The organism is Alkalimonas sp. NCh-2 (genome assembly GCF_039631345.1).
Taxonomy (GTDB): Bacteria; Pseudomonadota; Gammaproteobacteria; order Enterobacterales; family Alteromonadaceae; genus Alkalimonas; species Alkalimonas mucilaginosa.
Window position 1 is genome coordinate 943,053 of the sequence record NZ_JBDIUV010000001.1, and the last position, 21,683, is coordinate 964,735.

Sequence of the window (21,683 nt, forward strand, 5' to 3'; positions counted from 1 at the left end):
AGCCTAAAATTGCCAGGTCGCCGACACAAAAACGCTGCGCGGCATACCGGGCCGGTAGTCGATGTCGGTCGAGCCTACCTGGTTGCTGGTCAGGCTGGAATAGGTCTTATCAGTCAGGTTCATTAGCCGAATGGCCAGCTGCCAGTGTTCGCCAATTTGATAGCGCGCCCGCAGGTTGAACAGATCATGCCCAGGGTAGGTATTGGTGTTGGTCTCATCGGTGTAGTAGCGACCAACCTGCTGCCATTCCAGCTCCAGCCAGAGCCCCTCAATGCTGAGTGGCTGGTAACTCAGGCTGCTTTGCCAAAGCTGACGCGGCGCTTTGCCCACCTCAAAGCCAGCAAAGTTGCGGGTTTCGTTGATAGCAGGCACACAGGCCGGCGGAAAGCAGCTAAATAAATACTGAAAATCACGGTACTTTTGCCGGGTAAAGGTGCCACTGAGGTTCCACGTCCAGGCGTCGCTGAGTTGCCAGCTGGCCATCAGCTCCAGCCCCCGATGCGAGGTTTGGCCGGCATTGATCACCTTGCGGGTGTTGCCATCAATGTAACTGACCACATCGTCTTTGATTTGCAAATCGTAGACACTGGCATCCAGTCGCAGCCCATCCAGCTGCGCCCGCCAGCCTAATTCATGATTGATGGCAGTGACCGGTTTTAGCTCGGTGGTATCCTGACTGGAACCCGGGCGAAACACCTGCCCGACCGAAGGCACCCGAAAGGCATGCCGGCGATTGGCATAGAGCTGCTGATTCTGGGCCAGCTTGTAAACAACGCCGAATTTGGGACTCAGCTGCTGGTAGCGAATACGCTGCGACTCAGGCCGAAGCCAGGTAGTACGCCCTACTTGCTGTGGCACCGACGGATCCAGCCGATCGGTGTAATCGACTTCAAACCAATCGTACCGCGCGCCCAGACTCAGGATCCATTGCTCGGAGGCAAACCATTGCAACTGCGCATAGGGCGAGATGCTGGTTTGATCCGCATCGTAGTGGTAATTGGTTCGCCCGGTTTGCTGGTAATCAACAAAAATATCCTCCTGCATCACGATGCTGATTTGCTGCTCGCGGAAGGTGGCAGGTGTCACGTCCAGATCCAACCCGGCTGTCCAGTTGAAGTCCGCTGACGCCTGCTGCGAGAACTGTGTCAGTAGCCCATAGGAGGAAAAACGGGTGGATTGCAGCACCGGATCATAGGTCAGCATCCAACTGGGCATCAGATCCGAGCGGTTGTTGCGGTAAAAGGGTGTCAACATCCATTCGCTGCGATCGGACAGCTGATAACGCAGTTCCGTCGAGAACCGAAACGCCTGCACATCGCGCGCGCCCATATCGCCATGAAAGCGGTTTTTGCGCGGATTACTGGTAAAATCAGCCTGGTTTAAGCCCGAGGTGCCACTTTGGTCAATGCTGCCAAAACTGGCCAGGGTTTTAAGTTGCAGCTGCGGTGTGAGGTCACTGTCCAGCCGCAGGCTACTGGAAAAACGCTGATAATCGGCTTCTTCCCGAAAGCCATCGCTTTGGGTGCGATTCAGTTGCAGCCGGGCCCGGTGCTGTGCATTCAAAGCACCGCTCACGGCCATCAGGCCACGTTGCCAGCCGTCGCTGCCAAGCTCGGCTTGCAGCCGGCCACTGAGCTGATCGGTCGGCTCTGGGGTCAGAATATTAAAAATGCCGCCAATGGCATCGCTGCCATAGAGCGCAGAGCCCGGCCCCTTGGTCACTTCCACCCGGCCGGAATTTGGCATATCAATTTCATACAACCCATTGTGGTTAAAAAAGCCGGTTGGCCGGGTTGGCAGGCCATCTTCCAAAAACAGGTAATCCCCGCCGGTGGTGATAGGCTGGCGAATAGCGGTCATATGGCCTTCACCACCCAAGTCATTCACATGCACCCCGGATACCCGGTTTAACAGCTCAGCCGGGTGGCCGGGGCTGACATTCTGGATGCTGTCTTCACCCAACACAGCGACCGATTCCGCCAGGTTGGTTAGTGCCTGCGCCTGACGGCTGCTGGTCACTACCATCACTTCAACACCATCCGGTGCAGCCGCTCCCTTGGTAGGCGTGTCTGAGGCAGCTGTACTCATGGCCATAAGTGCCAAGCAAATATTAGAAATCATGAATAAACCTTTGAATTGATTTGATTTACTCTACCAGAGGCAAGCTGCTGCGGGGATGCGACATAATGTCGCAGTACTGCTCAGGTTAAATAGAGGTAAATCTGGTCAAAACAGTGTGGCCTGACTAGACTAAGCAAGATGCTTATCCCAAAGTAACCATGGAGATGGAACCGATGCGCTTTTCGCTGAATAAAAGCTTTTCGCTGAATAAAATAAGTAGCCTGCTGCTAGCCGCCAGTCTGACCTTCGCTATCACCAGCCAGCAGGCAGAGGCCTGCACCCGGGTGATGTACAAGGGTCCGGAACAGACCATTCTGACCGGGCGAAGCATGGATTTTTCCATGCCAATACCAGCCAATCTCTGGGTCTTTCCGCGCGGCATCGAGCGACAGGGCGAAGTGGGTGCTAACTCGGTGCGCTGGACTGCCAAATACGGTAGCCTGGCGGTCAGCTCCTGGGATATTGCCACTTCGGATGGCATGAACGAAAAAGGCCTGGTGGCCAATATGCTGTGGCTGGTGGAGTCCGAATACCCAACTTTTAGCCCACAAGGTGATAAGCCCGGTCTGGCCATTTCGCTGTGGGCACAGTATGCGCTGGATAACTTCGCTACCGTCGCCGAAGCGGTAGCCGCGCTTGGCCGGGAAGACTTTGTGGTGGTGACCGACGTGATCCCAGGCACCGATAGAATGACCACCATCCATTTATCGTTGTCGGATCCAAGCGGCGATAACGCCATTTTCGAGTACATCGAAGGCAAGCTGGTGATCCACCATGACCCATCCTACGTGGTGATGACCAATGATCCGCCGTATCAGCAGCAACTGGCCATTCAAAAGTACTGGGACAGCATTCCGGGTAATCAGTTTTTACCGGGTACGGTGAAAGCCCCGGATCGTTTTGTGCGGGCGCACTACTACATCCACAGCATTCCGCAAACCAGCGATCCTCACATCGCTACCGCCAGCGTCTTTAGCGTGATCCGCAATACCTCGGTACCCTATGGCTATCAGATTGAAGGCTACCCCAATTTATCCACCACCCAATGGCGGGTAGTGGCCGATCACAAGCATTTGCGTTATTTCTTTGAAACCGCGCTGACGCCCAATACCTTTTGGGTCGACCTGACGAAACTGGATTTTAGTGAAAATGCCCCGGTCAAAGTGCTGCGCGCCGATGCCAATCAGGTGTATGCCGGTGAAACTTCGGCCAAATTTTCAGAGGCCAAACCCTTTCAGTTTCATGGCCTGACCTTCTGATCTGCTCCAATCAAAGCCGGCTGTACAGGCTGCAGCCGGCTTTAATGCCCTTCCAACAGCACAAAGCCCAACATCAAACCAATACCCGTAAACAAGGCCAGATGCTGTGACAGCAGCCGTTGTTGCCACAAGCCTTTTAGCAGCGGATAGAGATCGATCAAGGCAATGTATAAGAAACCACCTGCTGTGATGGCCAATAGCGCCGCCAGTGGCAGTACCAGCCATTGGCCTGCAAGATAGAGCAACAAAGCGCCGGCAAACACCGGCAGGCTGCACAGCGCATTTAATGCGATGGCACGCTTAAAACTGGCACCGCCATGCAGCAGGATGGCCACATCCGACAATTCCTTCGGCAGTTCATGCCATACCACCGCCAGCGTGGTGGCCCAGCCCAGCGCCGGATCGACCAGAAAGCTGGCGCCTATCAGAATGCCATCGACCGCATTGTGCAGGCCATCGCCCAGCAGATTCATCCGGGCATAGGCCGGCAGTTTTTCTTCCTGCGTTGGCAGCTCATGGCGGTGCCAGTGCAATCCCTGCTCCAGCCCATGGAACAACAAGAAGCCAAACAGGACTGCCAGCATCACCGGCTGCGATGAGGCTGAGAGCTCTAACGCTTCCGGGATCAGATGCAAAAAAGCACTGCCCAGTAAGACACCAATAGCCAGGCACAACAACAAAGGCTGTAGCCACTTCAGCCAGGGGCGTGCCAGCAGCAACAATACTCCCCCAAACACTGCTACCAACACCACCAAGGATGCGGCCAACATCAATTGCCACAACATAGCAACTCCTAAAGTGTGATATTATCACAGTGAGTCTAGCGTACTTTAACCTTGCCGTGCTTTAAAACGCGGATTGCTTTTGCAAATAACAAAGACTTTGCCGCGCCGCTTGACGATCTGACAGTCCGGGTGGCGATTTTTAGCCGACTTCAACGACGACAACACTTTCATCAGGCATCTCCTTTAGTTGCCAAAAAACGACCAAACTTTTTGCCGAAGTTTGCCATCCGGCCTTCGCTGCTGATTTGCTTCTGCTTGCCGGTGTAAAAGGGGTGCGAGGCGCTGGACACATCCAGCGGCACATATGGATAGGTGTTGCCGTCACTCCAGGTTTTGGTGCGCTCGGTTTGAATGGTGGAGCCTACCAAAAAATAGGCATCGGCTGCCATATCGTGAAACAGTACCTGACGGTACTCAGGATGGATATTGGGTTTCATGCGATCTCCTAGCGTTCAACAATAGAGATCGCATTTTATTGCGAATGATTCCTAATTTCAATTAATTTGTGATAGTATCACAAATTAATTTATTATCCCAGTGCGGTATCCAGCACCAGCATCAACACAAAGCCCAACATCAAACCATTGGTGGCGGCCATTTCATGACCCTGACGGTGCGACTCCGGGATCATTTCATGGCTAATCACAAACAACATCGCACCTGCCGCCATCGCCAGGCCCCAGGGCAGCAGCATCGGGTTGGTCATCACAATGGCGCCGGTCACCGCCATGATGGGCTCCACCAGGCCAGATAACATACCAACGCTCAAGGCCACCAACCGGCTGTAACCTACAGCAAGTAACGCCATGGCCACCACAAAGCCTTCCGGTACATTTTGCAAAGAGATACCGGTCGCCAGCGCCGAAGCGCCTACTGCATCGCCACTGGCATAAGCGACACCAATGGCCAGTCCTTCCGGAATATTGTGCAGAATAATAGCGATTACGAACAACCAGCTACGCTTTAATGCCAATGCCTGATGGCCTTCGGCTCCTTTAATAAAGTGTTCATGCGGCACACTGCGTTCCAGTGCCAGCATCAGCAAAGCCCCCATCAGAATAGCTGCAGCCACTTGCAAGGGCCCTTGCCAGCTTTGAGTACTGCTTTCAAACAGCGCCAGTGCTGGCACAATCAGCGAAAAAATACTGGCTGCCAACATGACCCCGCCCCCAAAACCCAACATAGCTGCATGCAAACGGGCGGAGAGACGACGGGAGAACAAGGCTGGAATAGCACCTAAGGCGGTGGCTGCCGCCGCCGCCATACCGGCATAGAATGCATAACGAACATGTTCCTGCTGCTCCATAAGAACAGCCAGTTGCTGCAAGCCATAACCAGCACCTAACAATAAAATAGCCCAACCCAGCAGTTTCCTTGGGTTTAGTTTGCTAAATTTGGCCAGGCTGGCAGTGTTCATTGCTCTCTCCGAAAAGTCATTCACTTTATTATAGGATGAAAAAGCGGCTCAGGATCAAAATCAAATGAGAATTGTTCTCAATTTAAATCGATGATGGCGTTCGCTTTAATGGATTAAGATGAGCCATATAAATTGATTTAAACCTAGAACATTGCCTGGGCTGTTTACTCATGCGCGGTAAAGCGTCTGGCAACTTCCGACCAGTGGATTACCTGATAAAAGGCGTCAATGTACTCGGGTCTTTTATTCTGGTACTTCAAATAATAAGCATGCTCCCATACATCCAACCCCAGAATAGGGATCTGCCCATCCATCCAGGGGCTGTCCTGATTGGCAGTGCTGGTCACTTCCAACCGGCCAAGATCATTGATCACCAACCAGGCCCAGCCACTGCCAAAACGACTGAGTGCTGCCTGGGTAAACTGTTGTTTGAAAATATGAAAGCCATCAAAATCGCATTGAATCGCTTTGGCCAGATCCCCCGTTGGTTCGCCGCCGCCTTGCGGTGACATCACCTGCCAGAACAAGGAGTGATTGGCATGACCGCCACCATGATTACGAACTGCCGTTTGCAGCTCAGGCGGCAACTCCTGGATCCGTTGCAAAAGTTTGGTCAAAGGCCAATCCTGATAATCGGTGTCAGACAGCGCCTGGTTTAAGCCATTGACGTAGGTTTGATGATGGCGCTGATGATGAATTTGCATGGTAAGGGTATCAACGTAAGGCTCGAGTGCATCATAAGCGTAAGGTAAAGCAGGTAGTTCAAAGACCATAAGATTCTCCAAAGTAGAGCAACAGCAAACTGATAATCATTATCATTTGCATTAAATTGAATTGCAAGGCATGCTGGTTAGAAAATTTGTGGAGGTGGTTATGGATTTGATTCAAGACTGGAAAACATTACAACGCATGGGCAATCATGAATTTGCTCAGCAACGCTGGCAAAGTGCCAGCCACTTTTATCTGCACAGCATTCTACTGTTGCGTCATCACTTACCGATGTTGCTGCAACAACCCGCGCAGGGTGCTGCTCTTGGCATCATTTGTTTATCCATTGCAGTGCAGAATCTGGCCGATACCTACTACCGCCAGGGGCGCATAAAACGTTGCAGTACACTGCTGAACAGGGCTTTACGGGATTTTCAGCAGTTACAATCTCTGCTTTGTAGCAGCCATCCGGCAACCGTAGCTTTGCTGCGTGAGTCCTGCCGGCTGCGACAACTGCTGTATACCCATCAAGCCGCAAGTACCGAGTCAGTCACACCGCAGCGCGCCCAAAATTGGGTGAGTGCCGCCAGTACAAGCTTGCATTAGCAACTATTTACCATCGAGCAAACCATCGTAGCTCTCCCCTACGGCTGGTCTGCCATGCCCTAAAACTGCTATCCTAAGTGCGGTTGAACTCACTGTTTGTGATTGTCTTATGCGATTGATACCAGCAAGTTAGTTCCCGAATACTTAGCTGTATGCATATTCTGATTGCGCCTACACCTTTTTTCAGTAAGCTACCCACTTTACAAACATATGGATTTTTTAAACACGGATGATGAGAAATATGAAAATCGCCTTGATGTACGGGGTTGCCTTTATTCTGGGGAGTTTTGCCGCTTTGGTGTATGCAGAACCAGCGTCAGCACAATGTGCTGTACTTCCCTCAGAAGCAATCACTGCAGTTCGACATAGTGTCCTACAACGAAAGCTCTATTTAACCTGTAGTGAGTACGGGCACCGTCTGGAGCCTCGTTCTACATCCAGTTGGTTGAACATATTAAACGCTCCCTTTTACGCCTACGCAGCGCAACCAAAACATGCGACCACTAAGCTAGAGCAGCCAGTATACTTTACACGGCTCACAGGACGCAGACTAAAACAAGGCGAGCGTAAAGCACTGCATGCCCATTTTTTGCAAAACATTTTCCCTGATTACAGATTACCTAGCTCTGTGATCGAAGCTACAGCAACGACCAGTGAAGGATTGGATTGGCGATTATTCTTAATGCCGGATCGAGGTGTACTATGTTATGACCAATGTAGCATTCGTCAAGTCTTCATGATCAAACCCAATCCTTCGCATAAGCAGGACACAGCCTTAGACAGGCAGAAAATCGCTGAGGGTGACAACTCTTTATGGTCGAAACGGAAAATTGGATGGTTTATTGTGCTAGGCCTACTGCACTGGCCAGTACTGACGGTTTTTTTGTTTTTTATGTTGCTACCGCATATCTACAATAACTTGACTACCAACTCAGAGAGAATGGACTGGGTTATAGCAAAAGACATCCGCGGGATTTCTATGCTACCAGTATTATTCATGCTGCAATATTGGCTGTTAGTGGGAAAGTATACTGCAGATGCAAAAGCTGCAAACTGTGAAATCATGCTGCGTATTGGTCAAGGTCTTGTGATTACCAATATTCTGGTATTTATCAACTTTCTTCTTGCCTGATAAGTTTATCCGTCTCAAAAGCCATGAATTCATCCCACATCGCAATAAACCCGGCGCTGGTATTTTACACTACATAGCATCCGGGCTTCGATTAAATTTAACTTTGCGATTGCAGGTAATTGGGAAGGCCCAGCAGTTTGATCAGGCGCAGCTGTTGTTCCAGCCAGTAGGCGTGGTCGTTTTCGGTGTCATCCAGCAGCTGTTGCAAGATGCTGCGAGTGACGTAATCCTGCTCTTTCTCGCACAACGCCATGGTATCTTTGAGTAAGGCATCCACCCGGTATTCCACATCCAGATCGTTTTGCAGCATTTCGGGGACATCTTTGCCCACCTTGATGCCATCGCGTTTGCTCAGATCCGGTACCCCTTCCAAAAACAAAATACGCTCAATCAAAGCAGCGGCATGGCCTTTTTCATCGTCGAATTCATGGTCGATGCGCTGATACAGCTTCTGAAGGCCCCAGTCCTGGTACATGCGCGAATGGATAAAGTACTGATCCATCGCACTGAGTTCATTGGCCAGTAAGGTATTCAATGCGTCAATAATGACTTGCTTGCCCTGCATTAATCACCTCCTGTCTGCAGTTGCAGGTAGTTGGACAGCCCCATACTGCTGATTTGGTGCTGCTGGGTTTCCAGCCAGTCGATGTACTCTTCTTCATCTTCCAGCATCTCGGTCAGCAGGTCACGGCTGACATAATCCTGATGCTGCTCACACAGCGCTATGGCTTGCTTGAGTTGCGGCACTTGTTGCAACTGAAAGTCCATATCGCATTGCAGCATTTCCTCGGTCGCTTCACCAATATTCAGTTTGCCCAATGCTTGCAGGTTCGGCAGCCCTTCCAAAAACAGAATGCGCTCAATCAGGCTGTCGGATTGCTTCATATCCAGAATGGATTTTTTGTAGCACGCATCGTTCAGGCCTTTTAAGCCCCAGTTTTTGTACATGCGGGCATGCAAAAAGTACTGATTAATCGAGGTTAATTCGGTGGTAAGCAACTGATTCAGTTGCGCCAACACCTGCGGATGGCCTTGCATAGCAAACTCCGAAAATTTAAACGGGTACTAAGCATAGCCTAAAACGGAAATAAAAACAAAAAAATGCTTTACCATCAACAGGATAGCATTGATAATGATTCGTCTTTAGGATGTATTTTCAATCTGCAGGTACCGTCACAAAGCCAAGCTGCTCAATCCCTGCTTGTTGCACCAGCGCCATTAAACGCACCATATGCTGATAGGGCACATCTTTATCGCCTTGCAGATGCAGGACCGGCTGCTGAGCAGCCGCTTGCAGCAAGCGCTGTTGCATTTGCTGCTCGGTAACCAAATCCTGTTGCCAGTACCATAAGCCATCTTTATCCACCGACAACACCACTACCTCAGGATCTGTCTGCACAGGTTGTTCGCTGGCCGTTGGCAGATTCACCACTACCGCCTGGGTCAGTAACGGCATGGTGATCATGAATAGGATCAGCAGCACCAGCATCACATCCACCAAAGGGGTCATATTCAGCTCGGTCATCATGTCCTGTTGCGGCTCCAGGCCGCCTCCAAAAGCCATGTTAGCGCACCTCTCGTAACTGTGTTTGTTTGCGCTGCAGCGGGGCTGCGCCGGTCAGAAAATAGGCATGCAACTGATGAGCAAAGCGGTTCAACTTGCTGTGCACGCCACGATTTGCGCGGCTTAAAGCGTTGTACCCCAACAAGGCCGGAATAGCGACCACCAGGCCGGCTGCCGTGGTCAATAGTGCTTCCCCGACCGGGCCGGCAATTTTATCCAGTGCCACCTGACCGGATGCACTGATGCTGATCAAAGCCTGATAAATGCCCCAGACCGTGCCAAACAGCCCCAGAAAGGGTGCCGTGGCGGCCACCGAGGCAAGAATAGCTAGCCCCCGGTTCAACCCTTCCATCGAGTTCTCGATGCTGCCACGTAAGCAAGCGCTTAACCAATCGGTCAGCGGCAGGTGGCCGTGCAGATCAGAGGTATGCAACCGATGGTGTTCCACTGCATCGGCTCCTTCCAGCGCCAGGCGTTGGTATGGATTATCCGAACCCTGTTGCTGCAGCACCGTTAGCCCATCAACAAAACTCTGGCAATGCCAGAAGCGCTGCATCGCAGCCTGGCCCGGCTGATGCAGACGCCACAGATGATAGCCCCGGATCACCAGCACACTCCAACTTACCAGCGACATCAGCAACAGCAACAGCATCACTGCCCGGCTAAGGGGATCGCCATACAACCAAAGATTGGAAAAACTCATTGAGGTGCTGTCCATGGATGCTCCTGCTAGTGCAATTGAAAGGTTATGGGTTGCTGGTAACGATAGGCAATAGCGGTATCCCCTTGCCGGGCTGGTTCAAAGCGCCACTGCTTTACTGCCTCCAGTGCAGCCTGATCCAGCCTTGGAAAGCCGCTGCTTTGCAGCACGGCCAGCTCACTGATCTGGCCATCGGCTTCGATCAACAGCTCCAGCAATACGGTGCCTTGTTCCCTGAGCCGGCGTGACAGCATGGGATAAGCCGGCGCAGGATTGTTTAGATGGCTGGCATCGGCTCTGGGTGCCGTGACCGGGGCACTGGCGGGCGGTGCCGGCTCTTGCGGCTGAGCGACCGGTTCAGGAGGCTGTTCTGCATGCTCTTTGACAACGGGATCGAATGCTGGTTGCTCTGGTAGCGGCTTTGGAACAGACGCCAATTGCCCGTCTTTTACCGGCAACGGCTCTGATACAGGCTCTGGCTCTGGCGCAGGCTCTGCAGGCTTCGGCTCAGGCAAAGGGACCTGCTCCGCCACAGGTTCAGGTTGCACGGCCGCTGCGGCCTGAACCAAAGCCCCCTGCAGCACTGGAGCTTGCACTATCGGCTGCGCTGTACCCACCTGACCAACAGCCAGCAACACCAGCAGGTGCCCCAGCAGCACCAGCAGCACCAGGCCAACATCGCTCCTGCGGGTTGGACCTTGTGCCTGCATAACCATAGGTTTGCTATCCTCTGCCCAGACAGTAAACTCAGGCAGACAAGCAACAGCTGTCATGGATGACTCCAGGTAGAAATGAGAGTAAATTAGATGCGAATGATATCAATTATCATTAACACAAGCAAACCGATTCTACCAGCATGCTTATCCGTTCCCGCCGGGTGAACCGGAGCAAAACGCTAGGGCGATCGGTGACGCAGGTACCGTGCAACAACAAAGGATCTGCTGTGGCGGAACTTTTGCCGCAACATCGGGTAACAGCCAGCGCACCTGCCCTTGCTGCAGGCGCATGGCGCAAAGACCACAATCGCCAGCCCGGCAGTCCCCTTCAACGGGTAGATTCCATGCTTCCAGCGCATGCAATAAACTGGATTGTCCCGAAAACTCATAGGTATGACCCTGCACAGAAACCGGATACGGCTGCTGATCCAGATTGGCAGCCACAGCAAATGCTTCGCGATGCAAGCGCTCGCCCGGAATACCTGCCGCCGTCAATCCCTGGAAAATTTCGTCCATCATGGCATTGCTGGCACAGCAATAGTAGTGCGCCTGCTGCGCATCCTCACCCAGCCAGGCCAGCACCTGTGAGGCGGATAATCGGCCGGTCAGACCATGCCAGCAAGCGTCTGGCTGGCTTAGCAGCGGATAAAACTCAAACCAGTCTGTCGTTTTCGTTAGCAGCTCAAATTCCTGCCAATACAATAAGGACCGCTGGTTACGAGCGCCGTAACACAGCAAGGTTCGTGGCGGCCTGGTCAATCGTTGTAACCGGTGCAACATGGCACGCAGTGGCGTGATACCAATACCCCCTGCCAGCAGTACCACCGGCTGTTCGGCGTGCCGCAATACAAAGTGCCCCTGTGGCCGCTGTGCCAGCAAACGCACGCCTGGTTGAACCTCCGCATGCAACCAGCCAGAGCCGCGACCGCCCGGTTCACGCTTAATACCCAACTGGTAACTAAAAGGCCGTGCCTGCCATGCCGCCAGTGAGTAGGCGCGCTTCAGTTGCGCCTGTTGTGCTGCGGGCAACAGCAACGTCAGATATTGCCCAGGCCGAAAAGCTGGTAAGCTGCCGGTATAACGCCGCCAGCCTGCAGCTTTGAGTTGCAACAAAAAAAGATCATCACTGACATCCTGCCGGCTAACCACTTGCAGCCGTAAAGGTTGCTTTTGCAAGCCTTGCCAGATGCGTGGCAACCAACAGGCCAATCCATGCAGTGTCCAGTACAACAGCACCAACAGAGCCGCAACAGAAAACAACAGCAACAGCCACAGCAAAGCTTCAGTGATCATGCAGCGGCTGTTCCGTCCCTGTAAGGACTGGCTCGGTTATTCCGGTTTTTTCTGGTTTAGGTTCAGGTCGCGGCTGTTGCAGTTGCTGTTGCCGGCGTTGGTTTCGCCACCATAAAAACACTCCTGTCAAAGACAAGAATACCAACACAAAGCCCACCACATCGATAAACACCCACTCATAGCGCGCACCGGTAAAAGCTTTGCCGGTATGAATATCCTTCACCAGTTTTCCTAGAGTCACCTGCTCTACAGCCTGCACCGGTAAAGCTGCCATCCCCTGTTGCCAGGGGGTAGCGGCTTGCCAACCTCGAGAGTCCAACCGGTAGCCCTGGCCGTCTTTATCGCTGGCCAATACTTCCCCACCGTTAAGCGTTAAGGCATGAAAGTCCCCTTTAAGCTGTCGCTTCCATTGATCACCACCGGGCTCATAGCGCCAGATGCCATCTTTGGCCGCACCAAATAACTGGCCCTGCCATTCAGCAAACGCCCGCATTTCGCCCTGATAGTTGGCACCCAGTGGCTGCAACTGCTCCGACTTTAACCGGTACACGCCCTGTTTGGTGCCCAGCAGTAAGGCGCCATCCGCTTGCACATGCAAGGCACGCACAGACTGCTGCTCGTACCGGATCGCCAGCTCGCTGTAGCCGGGCAACCAACCGACGGAAACCGGACGATCTTTCAGCCCCAGGGACTTATCGTGGGCCAGTAATACGGCTGTGATGCCGACCAAAAACATCGGTACGGCCAAAATCAGACTGATCCAGCTGTGCCATTGTCTGGCATTAAAACGAAGCTTCATATGGCCTCCTTCGGCTTAAAATCGACCTTCGAAACTAAGTGCGACCAGGCGTTTTGGCATTTCATCACGCAGCTCAATGCGATCCAAGCTGCCATCCAGGTTAAATTGTTGCTCCGTTCTTGACTTAGTATCCTGCAGCAAGTTGCTACCGCTGAGCCTTAACCGGTAACCGCTACCAAAGTCATAAGCCAGGTAAGCATCCAGCAAGCGCTTTGCGCTTTCACGCTTTATTTTCAGCTTGCCATCCGGTACTTCGTCTTCCACGGTTGCCGCCAGATAATTGAAGGCCACACCAAAGCTCAGCTGTGGTGACCACTGATAATCCATACCTAGGTTTGCGGTAAATTTTGGCTGATCTTTCATGCGACGCTCTGGCTGATCATTTTTTAAATCAACCTTCGAATACAAACGGCTGTAGTTGGCGCTCAGTTGCAAGCCTGGTAAACCATGCGCATCCAGCGCATAGCGGCCTTCCAGCTCCAGTCCATACAAGCTGGCATTACCTACATTATCCGGTCGTTCAATATAGCGCCCTGTACTGCTGTCCAGGCGGGTGGTTTTTTCAATCAAATCAGTGATCCGTCGCTGAAAGGCATTGATCACCACCAAGCCCTGTTTAGCCGCCAGGTAATGCTCCAGCCCCAGCTCAAGTCCGGTTGCCCGCTCGGCCCGAAGTTCAGGGTTACCGGATTTATCCGGTTTAAAAATGTCACCGTCTTTTTCTTCAACCATTGAGCTGATATCGCCCAGCTTCGGCAACCGCACTGTGCGGGCGATACTGGAACGTACTATCGTCTGCTCGCCCAGCCACCACTGGTAATGAGCGCTTGGGCTAAATACGCTGGGTTTATTGGCGACCGGGTCAAAGTCCTGACGCCGTCTGGATTGCTCATAGCGCGCCCCCAAAGTGAGGATGTGCTGTTCATGCAACTGGATTTCATCATCCAGCCACAGGGCGTAATAACGCTCATCCAGAGTTTCACTTTTGTCTGGTTCAAAGTGAATACCATCACGCGCTTTTTCTTTGATGCCATCACGATCCAGCTCACGAACATCGGCACCAAACCGCCAACGATGCAGCCCTTGTTGTGCTCGTTCATGCACCAAGCGCAAGCTGTGCTCACGTTCACGTTTCTCTTCCCACTCAGCTTCATTTTTACTCAGCTGGCCCTGGCCATCAAACTCTTGCTTCCACTTGTCTTTATCTTCACGACCATACTGACTGCTGAGACGCAGCCGGGTACGATGCCCTGCCTCGTGCTGGTGCACTAAACCAAGGCGCAAGCGACTCAGCAGCCGATCCCGCTCTTCCTGTTCCTGTTCAGCTTTATGCAAAGCTCCATTTGCCCGATACTCCTGTTTGGCTTTTTCCTTGTCTTCACGGGTCCAGGAAAGATAAGGATCAACTTCCAGTTGCCACTGCTCAGTGATCTGCCAGTCAAAACGGGGCGCCAGACTGTACTCATCAATATCAGCCGGCTTTTGCTCGGTTTGTCGCTGACGTAAACTGCCATCCGCATTGAGCTGACGGCGTTCATCTTCCAGTCGCTCCAGCCGGCGCTGAGCCGATGCGTTTAGCAACCAGCCAAAATCCGAACTGCGATTGCCAAAGAGCAAACCCAGCTCACCGCTCCGGCCATCACCTTGCACGCCGGCACCAAGACGGTAGCTTGCCAAACGTTGCTCTGGAGCTTTACGTAGCACGATATTGATGGTGCCTCCCACACCGGCCAGCTCGACATCCGCCGTTGGGTTTCGCATGATTTCAATACGCTCTATCAGAGCGGCCGGTAACCGATCCACTTGCAGTTGTTCCTTACCAGCAGTGCCCAGCACCGGCTCGCCATCAATTAAAAGCTGGGTGTAGCCTTTATCCATCCCCCGCATCCGCACATCCTTTACCACTCCGGGTGGCCCCGAGTAGCTGATACCAACTACTCTTCGCAGAACCTGCCCAACGGTCTGATCATCGAACTTGTCCAGTTCGGTACGATCAATAATCTGTTTGGCAACAGGATTCAGTTGTCGCTCTTCCTCTTGACTTAATCCTTCAGCCAGTACCAACACCCGCCCTAACTCCACACTGGCGGCATGAGACCAACCTGCCCCGAGCAAAGCTCCAAGCCCTAAACTACACACCAAGTACGACAAACGCACAGTCACCCCAGACAAAACAAAATAAGAATGATTTGCATTATAATACGCATAAAACCAGAGGCAATAGCTAGCAGTAAAGATACCCATTTAAGGGAAGGTGATGAGGTTTATCGTACCCAACCGTTATTAGCCGCAGGACTCTGGTACTAGTTGTTTTTTTCCGCTTAAATGCAACAACCTATTGCTATTCGAATAAACAGTATGCTTCGTCCGCTTATCCTGCTCTGTCTGCTGGTTAGCAGCAGCTATAGTTACGCCAACAGCCGTCAGATCGAGATTGATCAGGCGGTGGAAACCAAACATCAAACCCGTATTAACGGCCAGCGGGTGCAGTACAGTGCTTTAACCGGTACCCAGCCAGTCTGGGATGAACAGGGCGAGCCGGTAGCCACCTTGTTTTACACCTACTACCGCCGTACCGATGTGTCCGATGTCGGCAGACGGCCTTTGATGATTTCATTCAATGGCGGCCCGGGCTCAGCCTCGGTCTGGATGCATGTGGCCTACACCGGACCAAAAGTGTTAAACATTGATACCGAAGGCTACCCGGTGCAGCCTTATGGCGTAACAACCAACCCCTACTCGGTGCTGGATGTGGCGGATATTGTATTTGTCAATCCAGTCAATACCGGCTATTCACGGGTGGTACCCAATAGCCAGGGCGAACTGTTATCCCGGGAGAAACAGCGTGAGATGTTCTTCGGCGTGAATGCCGATGTCAGCTACCTGGCCGAATGGATCAACACCTTTGTCACCCGTCACAATCGCTGGACGTCACCGAAATTTCTGATTGGTGAAAGCTATGGCACCACCCGGGTGGCGGGCCTGGCGCTGGAGTTGCAAAACCGTCAATGGATGTACTTAAATGGCGTCATTTTGGTGTCACCAACTGATATGGGCATCGACCGTCAGGGACCGGTGAAAGCCGCCAACCGCCTGCCTTACTTCGCGGCTACCGCTTGGTACCATGGCGTGCTGCCAGCGGATCTGCAGCAGCGCGACTTGTATGAGTTATTGCCAGAAGTGGAAGACTTCACCCTGAATCAGTACCTGCCGGCGCTGGCCAAGGGTGCCTTTATCGAGGATGCCGAAAAACAACGCATTGCCGAGCAGGTAGCCCGCTATTCTGGCTTGTCCTTGCAGTCGGTGCTCGGCAGCAACCTGGATATCGACACCGCCTTTTTCTGGAAAGATTTGCTACGCGAGCAGGGTAAAACCGTCGGCCGGCTGGACTCCCGCTACTTAGGCATTGATAAGAAAGAAGTTGGCGAGCGACCGGATTACTGGGCAGAGCTGACATCCTGGTTGCACTCGTTCACCCCGGCCATCAACCACTACATTCGCAACGATCTGAACTACGTCACCGACATCAAGTACAACATGTTCGGCCCGGTGCACCCTTGGGACAGAACCAACGACAACACCGGTGACAATCTGCGCCAGGCCATGGCGCAAAACCCGTATCTGCAAGTGTTGTTTCAAGCGGGTTACTACGATGGCGCCACCAACTACTTTGATGCCAAGTACAGCATGTGGCAACTGGATCCCAGCAGCAAAATGCGCGACCGGCTGCACTTTGCCGGCTACCGCAGCGGCCATATGATGTACCTGCGCTACGAGGATTTGAAAAAGTCCAACGATGATTTGCGCAACTTTATCCGCGCCGCACTGCCGGCGGAAGACCAGGCAGCGAGGTACTAGCAACTACCCAAAGCTCACCATTAGGTGAGCTTTGGGTCTATTTTAAACAAAGCCACGTGAACAAAAACTCCTTGCTGTAACCCCCTACTGTTCGGTTATAATACTTCTTTTTACATTGCAGCAACAAGGAAGCAGTCCTATGGAAAGCAGTACCTCCCCCATAATCGAACAAAGCCGTCATGCTCAGGTTGAGTTCTCCGGCAAAGCTGGCGAGTTTTTTGGTATTTGGATTGTGAACATTTTGCTGAGCATTCTCACACTTGGTATCTACAGCGCTTGGGCCAAAGTCAGAACCAATCAATACTTTTATGGCCATACCCGTATTGAAGACCAGCCATTCCGCTATCTGGCCAAACCCCTGCAAATCTTAAAAGGCAGATTGATTGCTGTCGCCCTGTTTGCCAGTTATTTCATTCTGTCTGCTGTTGCTCCTATTGCTGGCTTACTGATGGCACTAGGCTTAATGTTTCTTATGCCCTTTTTGATCGTACTTAGCATGCGCTTTTCCATGCGAATGACCAGTTACCGCAATGTTCGTTTTGATTTTCATGGCAGCTATGCCGATGCCTTTATTAACTTCCTGCTGTTGCCGATATTGTCGATCTTTACCCTTTATCTGTTGATGCCCTGGGTGCTGAAACGTATTGACCAGTATTTGCACAGCAATATCAGCTATGGTGGTAAACGGCTGCAAGTGAACAATGATGCCGGAACCTACTATGCCGCCGTTCTTATTATTATGGCAGTAGTCACTGGTGTGATCATGACCGCTGTTATACTGGGCTTTGTGATTGCCTTCCTGTTTCCTTTTAGTTTTGGAGCTGAATGGGCCATGGTGCTGGTGTTTGGTATTATTCTGTTGTATTGGCTGATCCTGATGCTAAGTGGCGCTATTTACAAATGCATGATTCGCAATCACTTGTTTAGCCGCACTGTATTGCCAGATACAGCAAGTTTTGCATCCAAGATGCAGGTCATGCCTTACCTCTGGCTCACTGTCAGTAACTTACTGGCAATCCTGTGCACCTTCGGTTTAGCCTATCCTTGGGCCCGAGTACGCAAAACGGCTTATCTGGCCAATGCTACCAGCCTAACGCTGCAACCTGGCATTGATCAATTGGTGGATACCGTACAACAACAGACGGCAGCATTCGGTGAAGAAGCTGCTGGTTTGTTCGATGTTGATATCTCGTTGGCCTGATGCGCGGTGATCAAGCTGTAGCTGGCCACTTCCAAAAGCCGGGACAAAGCACTTTGTTCCCGGCGACAGCCGTGCTGGCAGACGATGGCAGCTTAAAAGTCTTCCAGCAAAATACTGAGCACCTGTTGTATGAGTGTGCTGCTGAAGACTATCACTTTGCCTCCATTATTCCAGGCCTACCGGTGGAGCTTGAGCTGACTGATGGCGGTATTTTCCGGCCGGATGATGCCAGCTTTCGCTGGCCGCAGCAGGCGGCTCACTTTCGCCTTGCAGCCTGGCTGGAAAGCAACCGTCTGAGTATTCTCAGTGCCGTTATTCTGGCCCCTCTGGCGCTCTGGTTGCTGGTCACTGTAGCAATGCCAGCCATGGCCAGCGCCATGGTCCCCTTTGTGCCAGACCAAGTCCGTCAGCAAATGGGTCAGCAAACCTTCTATGCTTTACAAAAAACCATCTTACAACCAAGTACCTTGTCCGAAGAGCAACAGGAAGAGCTGCAAGCACTCTGGCAAGAAGCTCTGCACAGCCTGGAGCTGACATACGATGGGTACCAGCTGCATTTTTACCAGTCCACTTTCTTAGGTGCTAATGCGTTTGCACTACCAGATGGCACAGTGGTTATGACAGATGCTCTGGTGGAGTTACTCAAAAACAAGCCTGACGCCCTACTGGCCATTCTGTTGCATGAAATCGGTCATGTTGAAGAACAACACAGTATGCGCCTGGTGGCGCAATCACTTGGAGCTGCCTTGGTCTTTGGTGTATTTTTTGGTGATGCCGAGGCTCTGAGTGAGTTAATTCTCGGGGCAGGCTCAGGCATGCTGCAGAATGCTTTTTCCCGGGATATGGAGCGCGAAGCCGACCAATTTGCCTATACCAGCCTGGTGGCTATGGGGCGCTCCCCTGAAGCCTTCGCCGAAGCCATGGCTGTATTTGCTGAACAACACGGCGATAGCGGACAATCCGAGCAGTTGCTCAAGTACCTGAGTACCCACCCGGCAACAGCCGAGCGGATTGAGGAAGCTCGTAAGGCTGCGCAGCTTTATCAGCAAACGCAGCCTGTGAAGTGAAGAATCCCTGCCGTCACTGAGCAGCAGGGATTTTCAGCCAACGCTGAATGCTTTGGTAAGACTGCTTTGACGACAAGTTATCATGATAGTAGTTTAACTGGACCACAATGGATTGCTCATCTTCAGCAATTAACTGATAATTTCGGTATTGCAGCCAGGTTGCTATTCCATCAAGCTGCAACTGCTTCAGATACGACTCACAATCGGTAAAGCTCATCCACCATAGCGCACAGTTGGTGGCAAAAAGAGTGGTTACACTTCCATTGTCTTCTTTTCGCCACAGGTAGTTGGCAGAGCCCTGCGAATAACTTCCAAATAGCATGGCTTTGTAATCATCATAGAAAGTATGGTACATGCGCGAATGATCAAATTGAAAGTTTGTGGACTCCACTAAATAACTACCGGCTAAAGACACCGTTTGATTTGTCTCGCTGTGAACAAAGGGATAATACACCCCATTTTCTGCAACCAAACTAACACCATTCGTCGGCGTTCGAAGAAAGTAATAACTGTATTCACGGCCTGCCAATTCAATGAACAAGTGGTCTTGCTCGGTGCGCCAGCTAAAAGGAACTTCATTGGTCAGCTCAATACCGGGAATGTAAAAATGAGCGACACCTTGCTGATTGCTGTGAAAAATAACCTCATTACCACCAAATAAGAAGTTGTGCTCGGGCATTGCTTGTTCAAAACGAAATCCGGAAACATAAGGACTGCCGAACTGAAGAGCAGGAACCTCAGCTGGGCTCGCCTGCAACAACGTAATTGTATGGGTATTACCCCTACCCAATAACTCAGACAGACCGTCATAGTGTTCCGGCTCAATACTTGGATCTGCCAGTTCGACCTTCATCTGAAATTCAATCACCAACATGTTTTCTGCGGACGGCAGCAGCGTCACTGCTTCCAATGAAGAGAGCAATGTAACCTGATCAGAGGTATAAAACTGAAGATTATAGAAAGGAAGCTGAGAGGTGCTTTTTTCATGTTGCCTCACAGCAATACTAAAGTCATCATTGACCTCCAGCTCGAAACGCTGGAACCAGCTTCGGTTACTGCCAGCTGAACCGATGGTAACCGGCAGCTCCCATTCCACCACCTTACTATCTGTTGGAAAAGACAATACCTGGGCCACAGATTGAGTTGACGAAACATAGCTACCTTCATACTGGGGTAATTCTTGATAACGATGAGCCATCAGAGCCAGGAGTTCATCGTCTGACTCCAGCCCCCAGTATTGCAAATCATCTCTTTCTGCTATCACAAACAATTCAAGATAATCATAGCAGTCACTCGTGCAGTTCAGTTGGGTACTGGAAATCTCTACGTAACCTTGCTCACGATAGAACCACTGCAGATGAAAGCTCTCACCATCTTGATCGACCGCAAAGCCAGTCTGATTGGCATACAAATGCAACTGCAAGAAACCACCAAGATCCCACTGGCCGACGAAGTTTTCCTTATTTTTTGACACCATTTGCCACTGTGCAGGATTGTCGCTCACGGTAATATCAATGTTGTATTGTCGCTGTGCTTTACCATCCGACAGCGTCAGCAACAAACGAGTATCGCCAATATCAAAAAAATCCGGCTCAACGGTCACTATGAGCTGTTGGTTTTCCACACGGTGCGACACCCAGGCCGGTAACTGAGTAAAGTTGACAGTCACTGGATCATTCTCTGGATCGGTTAAAGTGTAGTTCATTACCAGCCGTTCTTGTGCATTGACCGAAAATGCCAAAGGCCCACCTAAGGTCGGGGCATTATTGGCTGTACCTGGGCTGTTATCACCACCCGAGCCTCCGCAGGCAACCAACACTATAGCGACCATCGAAATTGCTATTAAACGATTGAGCATATATTTTCCATTCCAAGGATATTTGCTTAGCAAGTTAATTCAGGCCGAGTGTATTTTCAACAGGAATTTACCAAAGTATAAAAAGTAAATTATTTGCTATTTCATTCATTAAAGCAGTCAACACAGCTCTGTCTTTCATTGCCAGGACATACGAATTAAGAACAGCTAGAACAAACGATAAATACCGCATGACCGACAGCCAGCAACACGGCATAGCGCAACCCTTTGCCAAGTGCCACCAGCAGCAGAAATAAAGTGAAGCGCACCCGCAATACACCAGCGATCAGAGTGAGCGGATCGCCAACCACCGGCAACCAGCTGAGCAGTAAACTCCAGCTGCCATAGCGCTGGAAGCGGCGACTGGCTGCTGTCATTTGTTCAGGGGTGAATGGAAACCAGCGCTTATGCTGAAAACGATTTAATTCTTTGCCGAGGTACCAATTGACACAGGAGCCAAGGGTGTTGCCCAGGGTGGCCGATAGCCAAAGCCAGAACAACAAGTAGCCCTGCTGCTGCAAAGCCAGTAGCAATACTTCAGAAGAACCGGGCAGCAAGGTGGCTGCGGTAAAAGCGCTGACAAACAGCGTCAGATAAGCCAG

Annotated in this window: 22 protein-coding genes; 6 read left to right on the plus strand and 16 right to left on the minus strand. The window is 51.6% G+C overall.

Translation table 11 applies throughout. The features are described from left to right. Positions 1 to 3 precede the first annotated feature (3 nt). Positions 4 to 2,121 carry a TonB-dependent receptor gene (locus tag ABC502_RS04600; protein ID WP_345915015.1) on the minus strand — a complete coding sequence of 706 codons (2,118 nt, stop codon included), beginning with the start codon at positions 2,119 to 2,121 and terminating at the stop codon, positions 4 to 6. A gap of 173 nt (positions 2,122 to 2,294) precedes the next feature. On the opposite strand from ABC502_RS04600, the gene ABC502_RS04605 reads away from it, so the two are divergent. After that, complete coding sequence (locus ABC502_RS04605; RefSeq protein WP_345915016.1) at positions 2,295 to 3,380, plus strand: linear amide C-N hydrolase; 1,086 nt, start codon at positions 2,295 to 2,297, stop codon at positions 3,378 to 3,380. A gap of 41 nt (positions 3,381 to 3,421) precedes the next feature. On the opposite strand, the gene ABC502_RS04610 is transcribed toward ABC502_RS04605, so the two are convergent. The 5 genes from ABC502_RS04610 to ABC502_RS04630 form a co-directional block, all read right to left on the minus strand. Next, a complete protein-coding gene (locus ABC502_RS04610; RefSeq protein ID WP_345915017.1) occupies positions 3,422 to 4,165 on the minus strand; it encodes a ZIP family metal transporter in 744 nt (247 codons plus the stop codon). 45 nt (positions 4,166 to 4,210) lie between these two features. Continuing rightward, positions 4,211 to 4,336 (minus strand): type B 50S ribosomal protein L36, encoded by a 126-nt coding sequence (gene ykgO, locus ABC502_RS04615; RefSeq protein ID WP_330086463.1) that lies wholly within the window; start codon positions 4,334 to 4,336, stop codon positions 4,211 to 4,213. Continuing rightward, complete coding sequence (locus ABC502_RS04620; RefSeq protein ID WP_330086462.1) at positions 4,336 to 4,602, minus strand: type B 50S ribosomal protein L31; 267 nt, start codon at positions 4,600 to 4,602, stop codon at positions 4,336 to 4,338. Before ABC502_RS04620 ends, ykgO begins: the two co-directional genes overlap by 1 nt. Before the next feature lie 92 nt (positions 4,603 to 4,694). Beyond that, positions 4,695 to 5,582: a ZIP family metal transporter gene (locus ABC502_RS04625; RefSeq protein WP_345915018.1), complete on the minus strand. Its 888-nt coding sequence runs from the start codon at positions 5,580 to 5,582 to the stop codon at positions 4,695 to 4,697. Positions 5,583 to 5,746: 164 nt separating this feature from the next. Then, positions 5,747 to 6,355: a superoxide dismutase gene (locus ABC502_RS04630; protein WP_330086460.1), complete on the minus strand. Its 609-nt coding sequence runs from the start codon at positions 6,353 to 6,355 to the stop codon at positions 5,747 to 5,749. A 100-nt stretch (positions 6,356 to 6,455) separates the two neighbouring features. Between ABC502_RS04630 and ABC502_RS04635 the strand changes: the two genes are divergently transcribed. Then, positions 6,456 to 6,896, plus strand: a complete 441-nt coding sequence (locus ABC502_RS04635; protein ID WP_345915019.1) for a hypothetical protein — start codon at positions 6,456 to 6,458, stop codon at positions 6,894 to 6,896. Positions 6,897 to 7,137: 241 nt separating this feature from the next. After that, entirely contained in the window at positions 7,138 to 8,028 is an 891-nt protein-coding gene (locus ABC502_RS04640; RefSeq protein WP_345915020.1) for a hypothetical protein, read from the plus strand. Between the two features lie 97 nt (positions 8,029 to 8,125). Here the strand turns inward: ABC502_RS04640 and bfr (ABC502_RS04645) are convergent, their stop codons facing one another. From bfr (ABC502_RS04645) to ABC502_RS04680, 8 genes are all read right to left on the minus strand, one after another. Beyond that, entirely contained in the window at positions 8,126 to 8,593 is a 468-nt protein-coding gene (gene bfr, locus ABC502_RS04645) for a bacterioferritin (RefSeq protein WP_330127956.1), read from the minus strand. Next, positions 8,593 to 9,066 (minus strand): bacterioferritin, encoded by a 474-nt coding sequence (gene bfr / locus ABC502_RS04650; RefSeq protein WP_330127955.1) that lies wholly within the window; start codon positions 9,064 to 9,066, stop codon positions 8,593 to 8,595. Before bfr (ABC502_RS04650) ends, bfr (ABC502_RS04645) begins: the two co-directional genes overlap by 1 nt. Positions 9,067 to 9,184: 118 nt before the next feature. After that, positions 9,185 to 9,592 (minus strand): biopolymer transporter ExbD, encoded by a 408-nt coding sequence (locus ABC502_RS04655; protein WP_345915022.1) that lies wholly within the window; start codon positions 9,590 to 9,592, stop codon positions 9,185 to 9,187. Position 9,593: 1 nt separating this feature from the next. Beyond that, on the minus strand, positions 9,594 to 10,310 hold the full coding sequence (locus ABC502_RS04660; RefSeq protein ID WP_345915023.1) for a MotA/TolQ/ExbB proton channel family protein: 717 nt from the start codon (positions 10,308 to 10,310) through the stop codon (positions 9,594 to 9,596). Positions 10,311 to 10,321: 11 nt separating this feature from the next. After that, positions 10,322 to 11,065, minus strand: coding sequence for an energy transducer TonB (locus ABC502_RS04665; protein WP_345915025.1), 744 nt, complete (start codon positions 11,063 to 11,065; stop codon positions 10,322 to 10,324). A gap of 87 nt (positions 11,066 to 11,152) precedes the next feature. After that, entirely contained in the window at positions 11,153 to 12,301 is a 1,149-nt protein-coding gene (locus tag ABC502_RS04670; protein ID WP_345915026.1) for a 2Fe-2S iron-sulfur cluster-binding protein, read from the minus strand. Next, a complete protein-coding gene (locus tag ABC502_RS04675) occupies positions 12,291 to 13,100 on the minus strand; it encodes a hypothetical protein (RefSeq protein ID WP_345915027.1) in 810 nt (269 codons plus the stop codon). Before ABC502_RS04675 ends, ABC502_RS04670 begins: the two co-directional genes overlap by 11 nt. 15 nt (positions 13,101 to 13,115) lie before the next feature. Further along, positions 13,116 to 15,257, minus strand: coding sequence for a TonB-dependent receptor (locus ABC502_RS04680; RefSeq protein WP_345915028.1), 2,142 nt, complete (start codon positions 15,255 to 15,257; stop codon positions 13,116 to 13,118). Positions 15,258 to 15,458: 201 nt separating this feature from the next. Between ABC502_RS04680 and ABC502_RS04685 the strand changes: the two genes are divergently transcribed. The 3 genes from ABC502_RS04685 (at position 15,459) to ABC502_RS04695 (ending at position 19,226) form a co-directional block, all read left to right on the plus strand. Next, a complete protein-coding gene (locus ABC502_RS04685) occupies positions 15,459 to 16,958 on the plus strand; it encodes a carboxypeptidase (protein ID WP_345915029.1) in 1,500 nt (499 codons plus the stop codon). A 139-nt stretch (positions 16,959 to 17,097) separates the two neighbouring features. Continuing rightward, positions 17,098 to 18,159: a YjgN family protein gene (locus ABC502_RS04690; RefSeq protein WP_330086451.1), complete on the plus strand. Its 1,062-nt coding sequence runs from the start codon at positions 17,098 to 17,100 to the stop codon at positions 18,157 to 18,159. Further along, complete coding sequence (locus ABC502_RS04695; RefSeq protein WP_345915030.1) at positions 18,159 to 19,226, plus strand: M48 family metallopeptidase; 1,068 nt, start codon at positions 18,159 to 18,161, stop codon at positions 19,224 to 19,226. The genes ABC502_RS04690 and ABC502_RS04695 overlap by 1 nt, the downstream gene beginning before the upstream one ends. A gap of 13 nt (positions 19,227 to 19,239) precedes the next feature. On the opposite strand, the gene ABC502_RS04700 is transcribed toward ABC502_RS04695, so the two are convergent. Next, positions 19,240 to 21,084: a hypothetical protein gene (locus tag ABC502_RS04700; RefSeq protein ID WP_345915031.1), complete on the minus strand. Its 1,845-nt coding sequence runs from the start codon at positions 21,082 to 21,084 to the stop codon at positions 19,240 to 19,242. Between the two features lie 155 nt (positions 21,085 to 21,239). Further along, positions 21,240 to 21,683 carry a YqaA family protein gene (locus ABC502_RS04705; RefSeq protein WP_345915137.1) on the minus strand — a complete coding sequence of 148 codons (444 nt, stop codon included), beginning with the start codon at positions 21,681 to 21,683 and terminating at the stop codon, positions 21,240 to 21,242.

Bases quoted from the DNA above. Each gene is read 5' to 3' on its own strand.
- ABC502_RS04600 (WP_345915015.1), bottom strand. From the start codon at position 2,121: ATGATTTCTAATATTTGCTTGGCACTTATGGCCATGAGTACAGCTGCC.
- ABC502_RS04605 (WP_345915016.1), top strand. From the start codon at position 2,295: ATGCGCTTTTCGCTGAATAAAAGCTTTTCGCTGAATAAAATAAGTAGC.
- ABC502_RS04610 (WP_345915017.1), bottom strand. From the start codon at position 4,165: ATGTTGTGGCAATTGATGTTGGCCGCATCCTTGGTGGTGTTGGTAGCA.
- ykgO (WP_330086463.1), bottom strand. From the start codon at position 4,336: ATGAAAGTGTTGTCGTCGTTGAAGTCGGCTAAAAATCGCCACCCGGAC.
- ABC502_RS04620 (WP_330086462.1), bottom strand. From the start codon at position 4,602: ATGAAACCCAATATCCATCCTGAGTACCGTCAGGTACTGTTTCACGAT.
- ABC502_RS04625 (WP_345915018.1), bottom strand. From the start codon at position 5,582: ATGAACACTGCCAGCCTGGCCAAATTTAGCAAACTAAACCCAAGGAAA.
- ABC502_RS04630 (WP_330086460.1), bottom strand. From the start codon at position 6,355: ATGGTCTTTGAACTACCTGCTTTACCTTACGCTTATGATGCACTCGAG.
- ABC502_RS04635 (WP_345915019.1), top strand. From the start codon at position 6,456: ATGGATTTGATTCAAGACTGGAAAACATTACAACGCATGGGCAATCAT.
- ABC502_RS04640 (WP_345915020.1), top strand. From the start codon at position 7,138: ATGAAAATCGCCTTGATGTACGGGGTTGCCTTTATTCTGGGGAGTTTT.
- bfr (WP_330127956.1), bottom strand. From the start codon at position 8,593: ATGCAGGGCAAGCAAGTCATTATTGACGCATTGAATACCTTACTGGCC.
- bfr (WP_330127955.1), bottom strand. From the start codon at position 9,066: ATGCAAGGCCATCCGCAGGTGTTGGCGCAACTGAATCAGTTGCTTACC.
- ABC502_RS04655 (WP_345915022.1), bottom strand. From the start codon at position 9,592: ATGGCTTTTGGAGGCGGCCTGGAGCCGCAACAGGACATGATGACCGAG.
- ABC502_RS04660 (WP_345915023.1), bottom strand. From the start codon at position 10,310: ATGGACAGCACCTCAATGAGTTTTTCCAATCTTTGGTTGTATGGCGAT.
- ABC502_RS04665 (WP_345915025.1), bottom strand. From the start codon at position 11,065: ATGACAGCTGTTGCTTGTCTGCCTGAGTTTACTGTCTGGGCAGAGGAT.
- ABC502_RS04670 (WP_345915026.1), bottom strand. From the start codon at position 12,301: ATGATCACTGAAGCTTTGCTGTGGCTGTTGCTGTTGTTTTCTGTTGCG.
- ABC502_RS04675 (WP_345915027.1), bottom strand. From the start codon at position 13,100: ATGAAGCTTCGTTTTAATGCCAGACAATGGCACAGCTGGATCAGTCTG.
- ABC502_RS04685 (WP_345915029.1), top strand. From the start codon at position 15,459: ATGCTTCGTCCGCTTATCCTGCTCTGTCTGCTGGTTAGCAGCAGCTAT.
- ABC502_RS04690 (WP_330086451.1), top strand. From the start codon at position 17,098: ATGGAAAGCAGTACCTCCCCCATAATCGAACAAAGCCGTCATGCTCAG.
- ABC502_RS04695 (WP_345915030.1), top strand. From the start codon at position 18,159: ATGCGCGGTGATCAAGCTGTAGCTGGCCACTTCCAAAAGCCGGGACAA.
- ABC502_RS04700 (WP_345915031.1), bottom strand. From the start codon at position 21,084: ATGCTCAATCGTTTAATAGCAATTTCGATGGTCGCTATAGTGTTGGTT.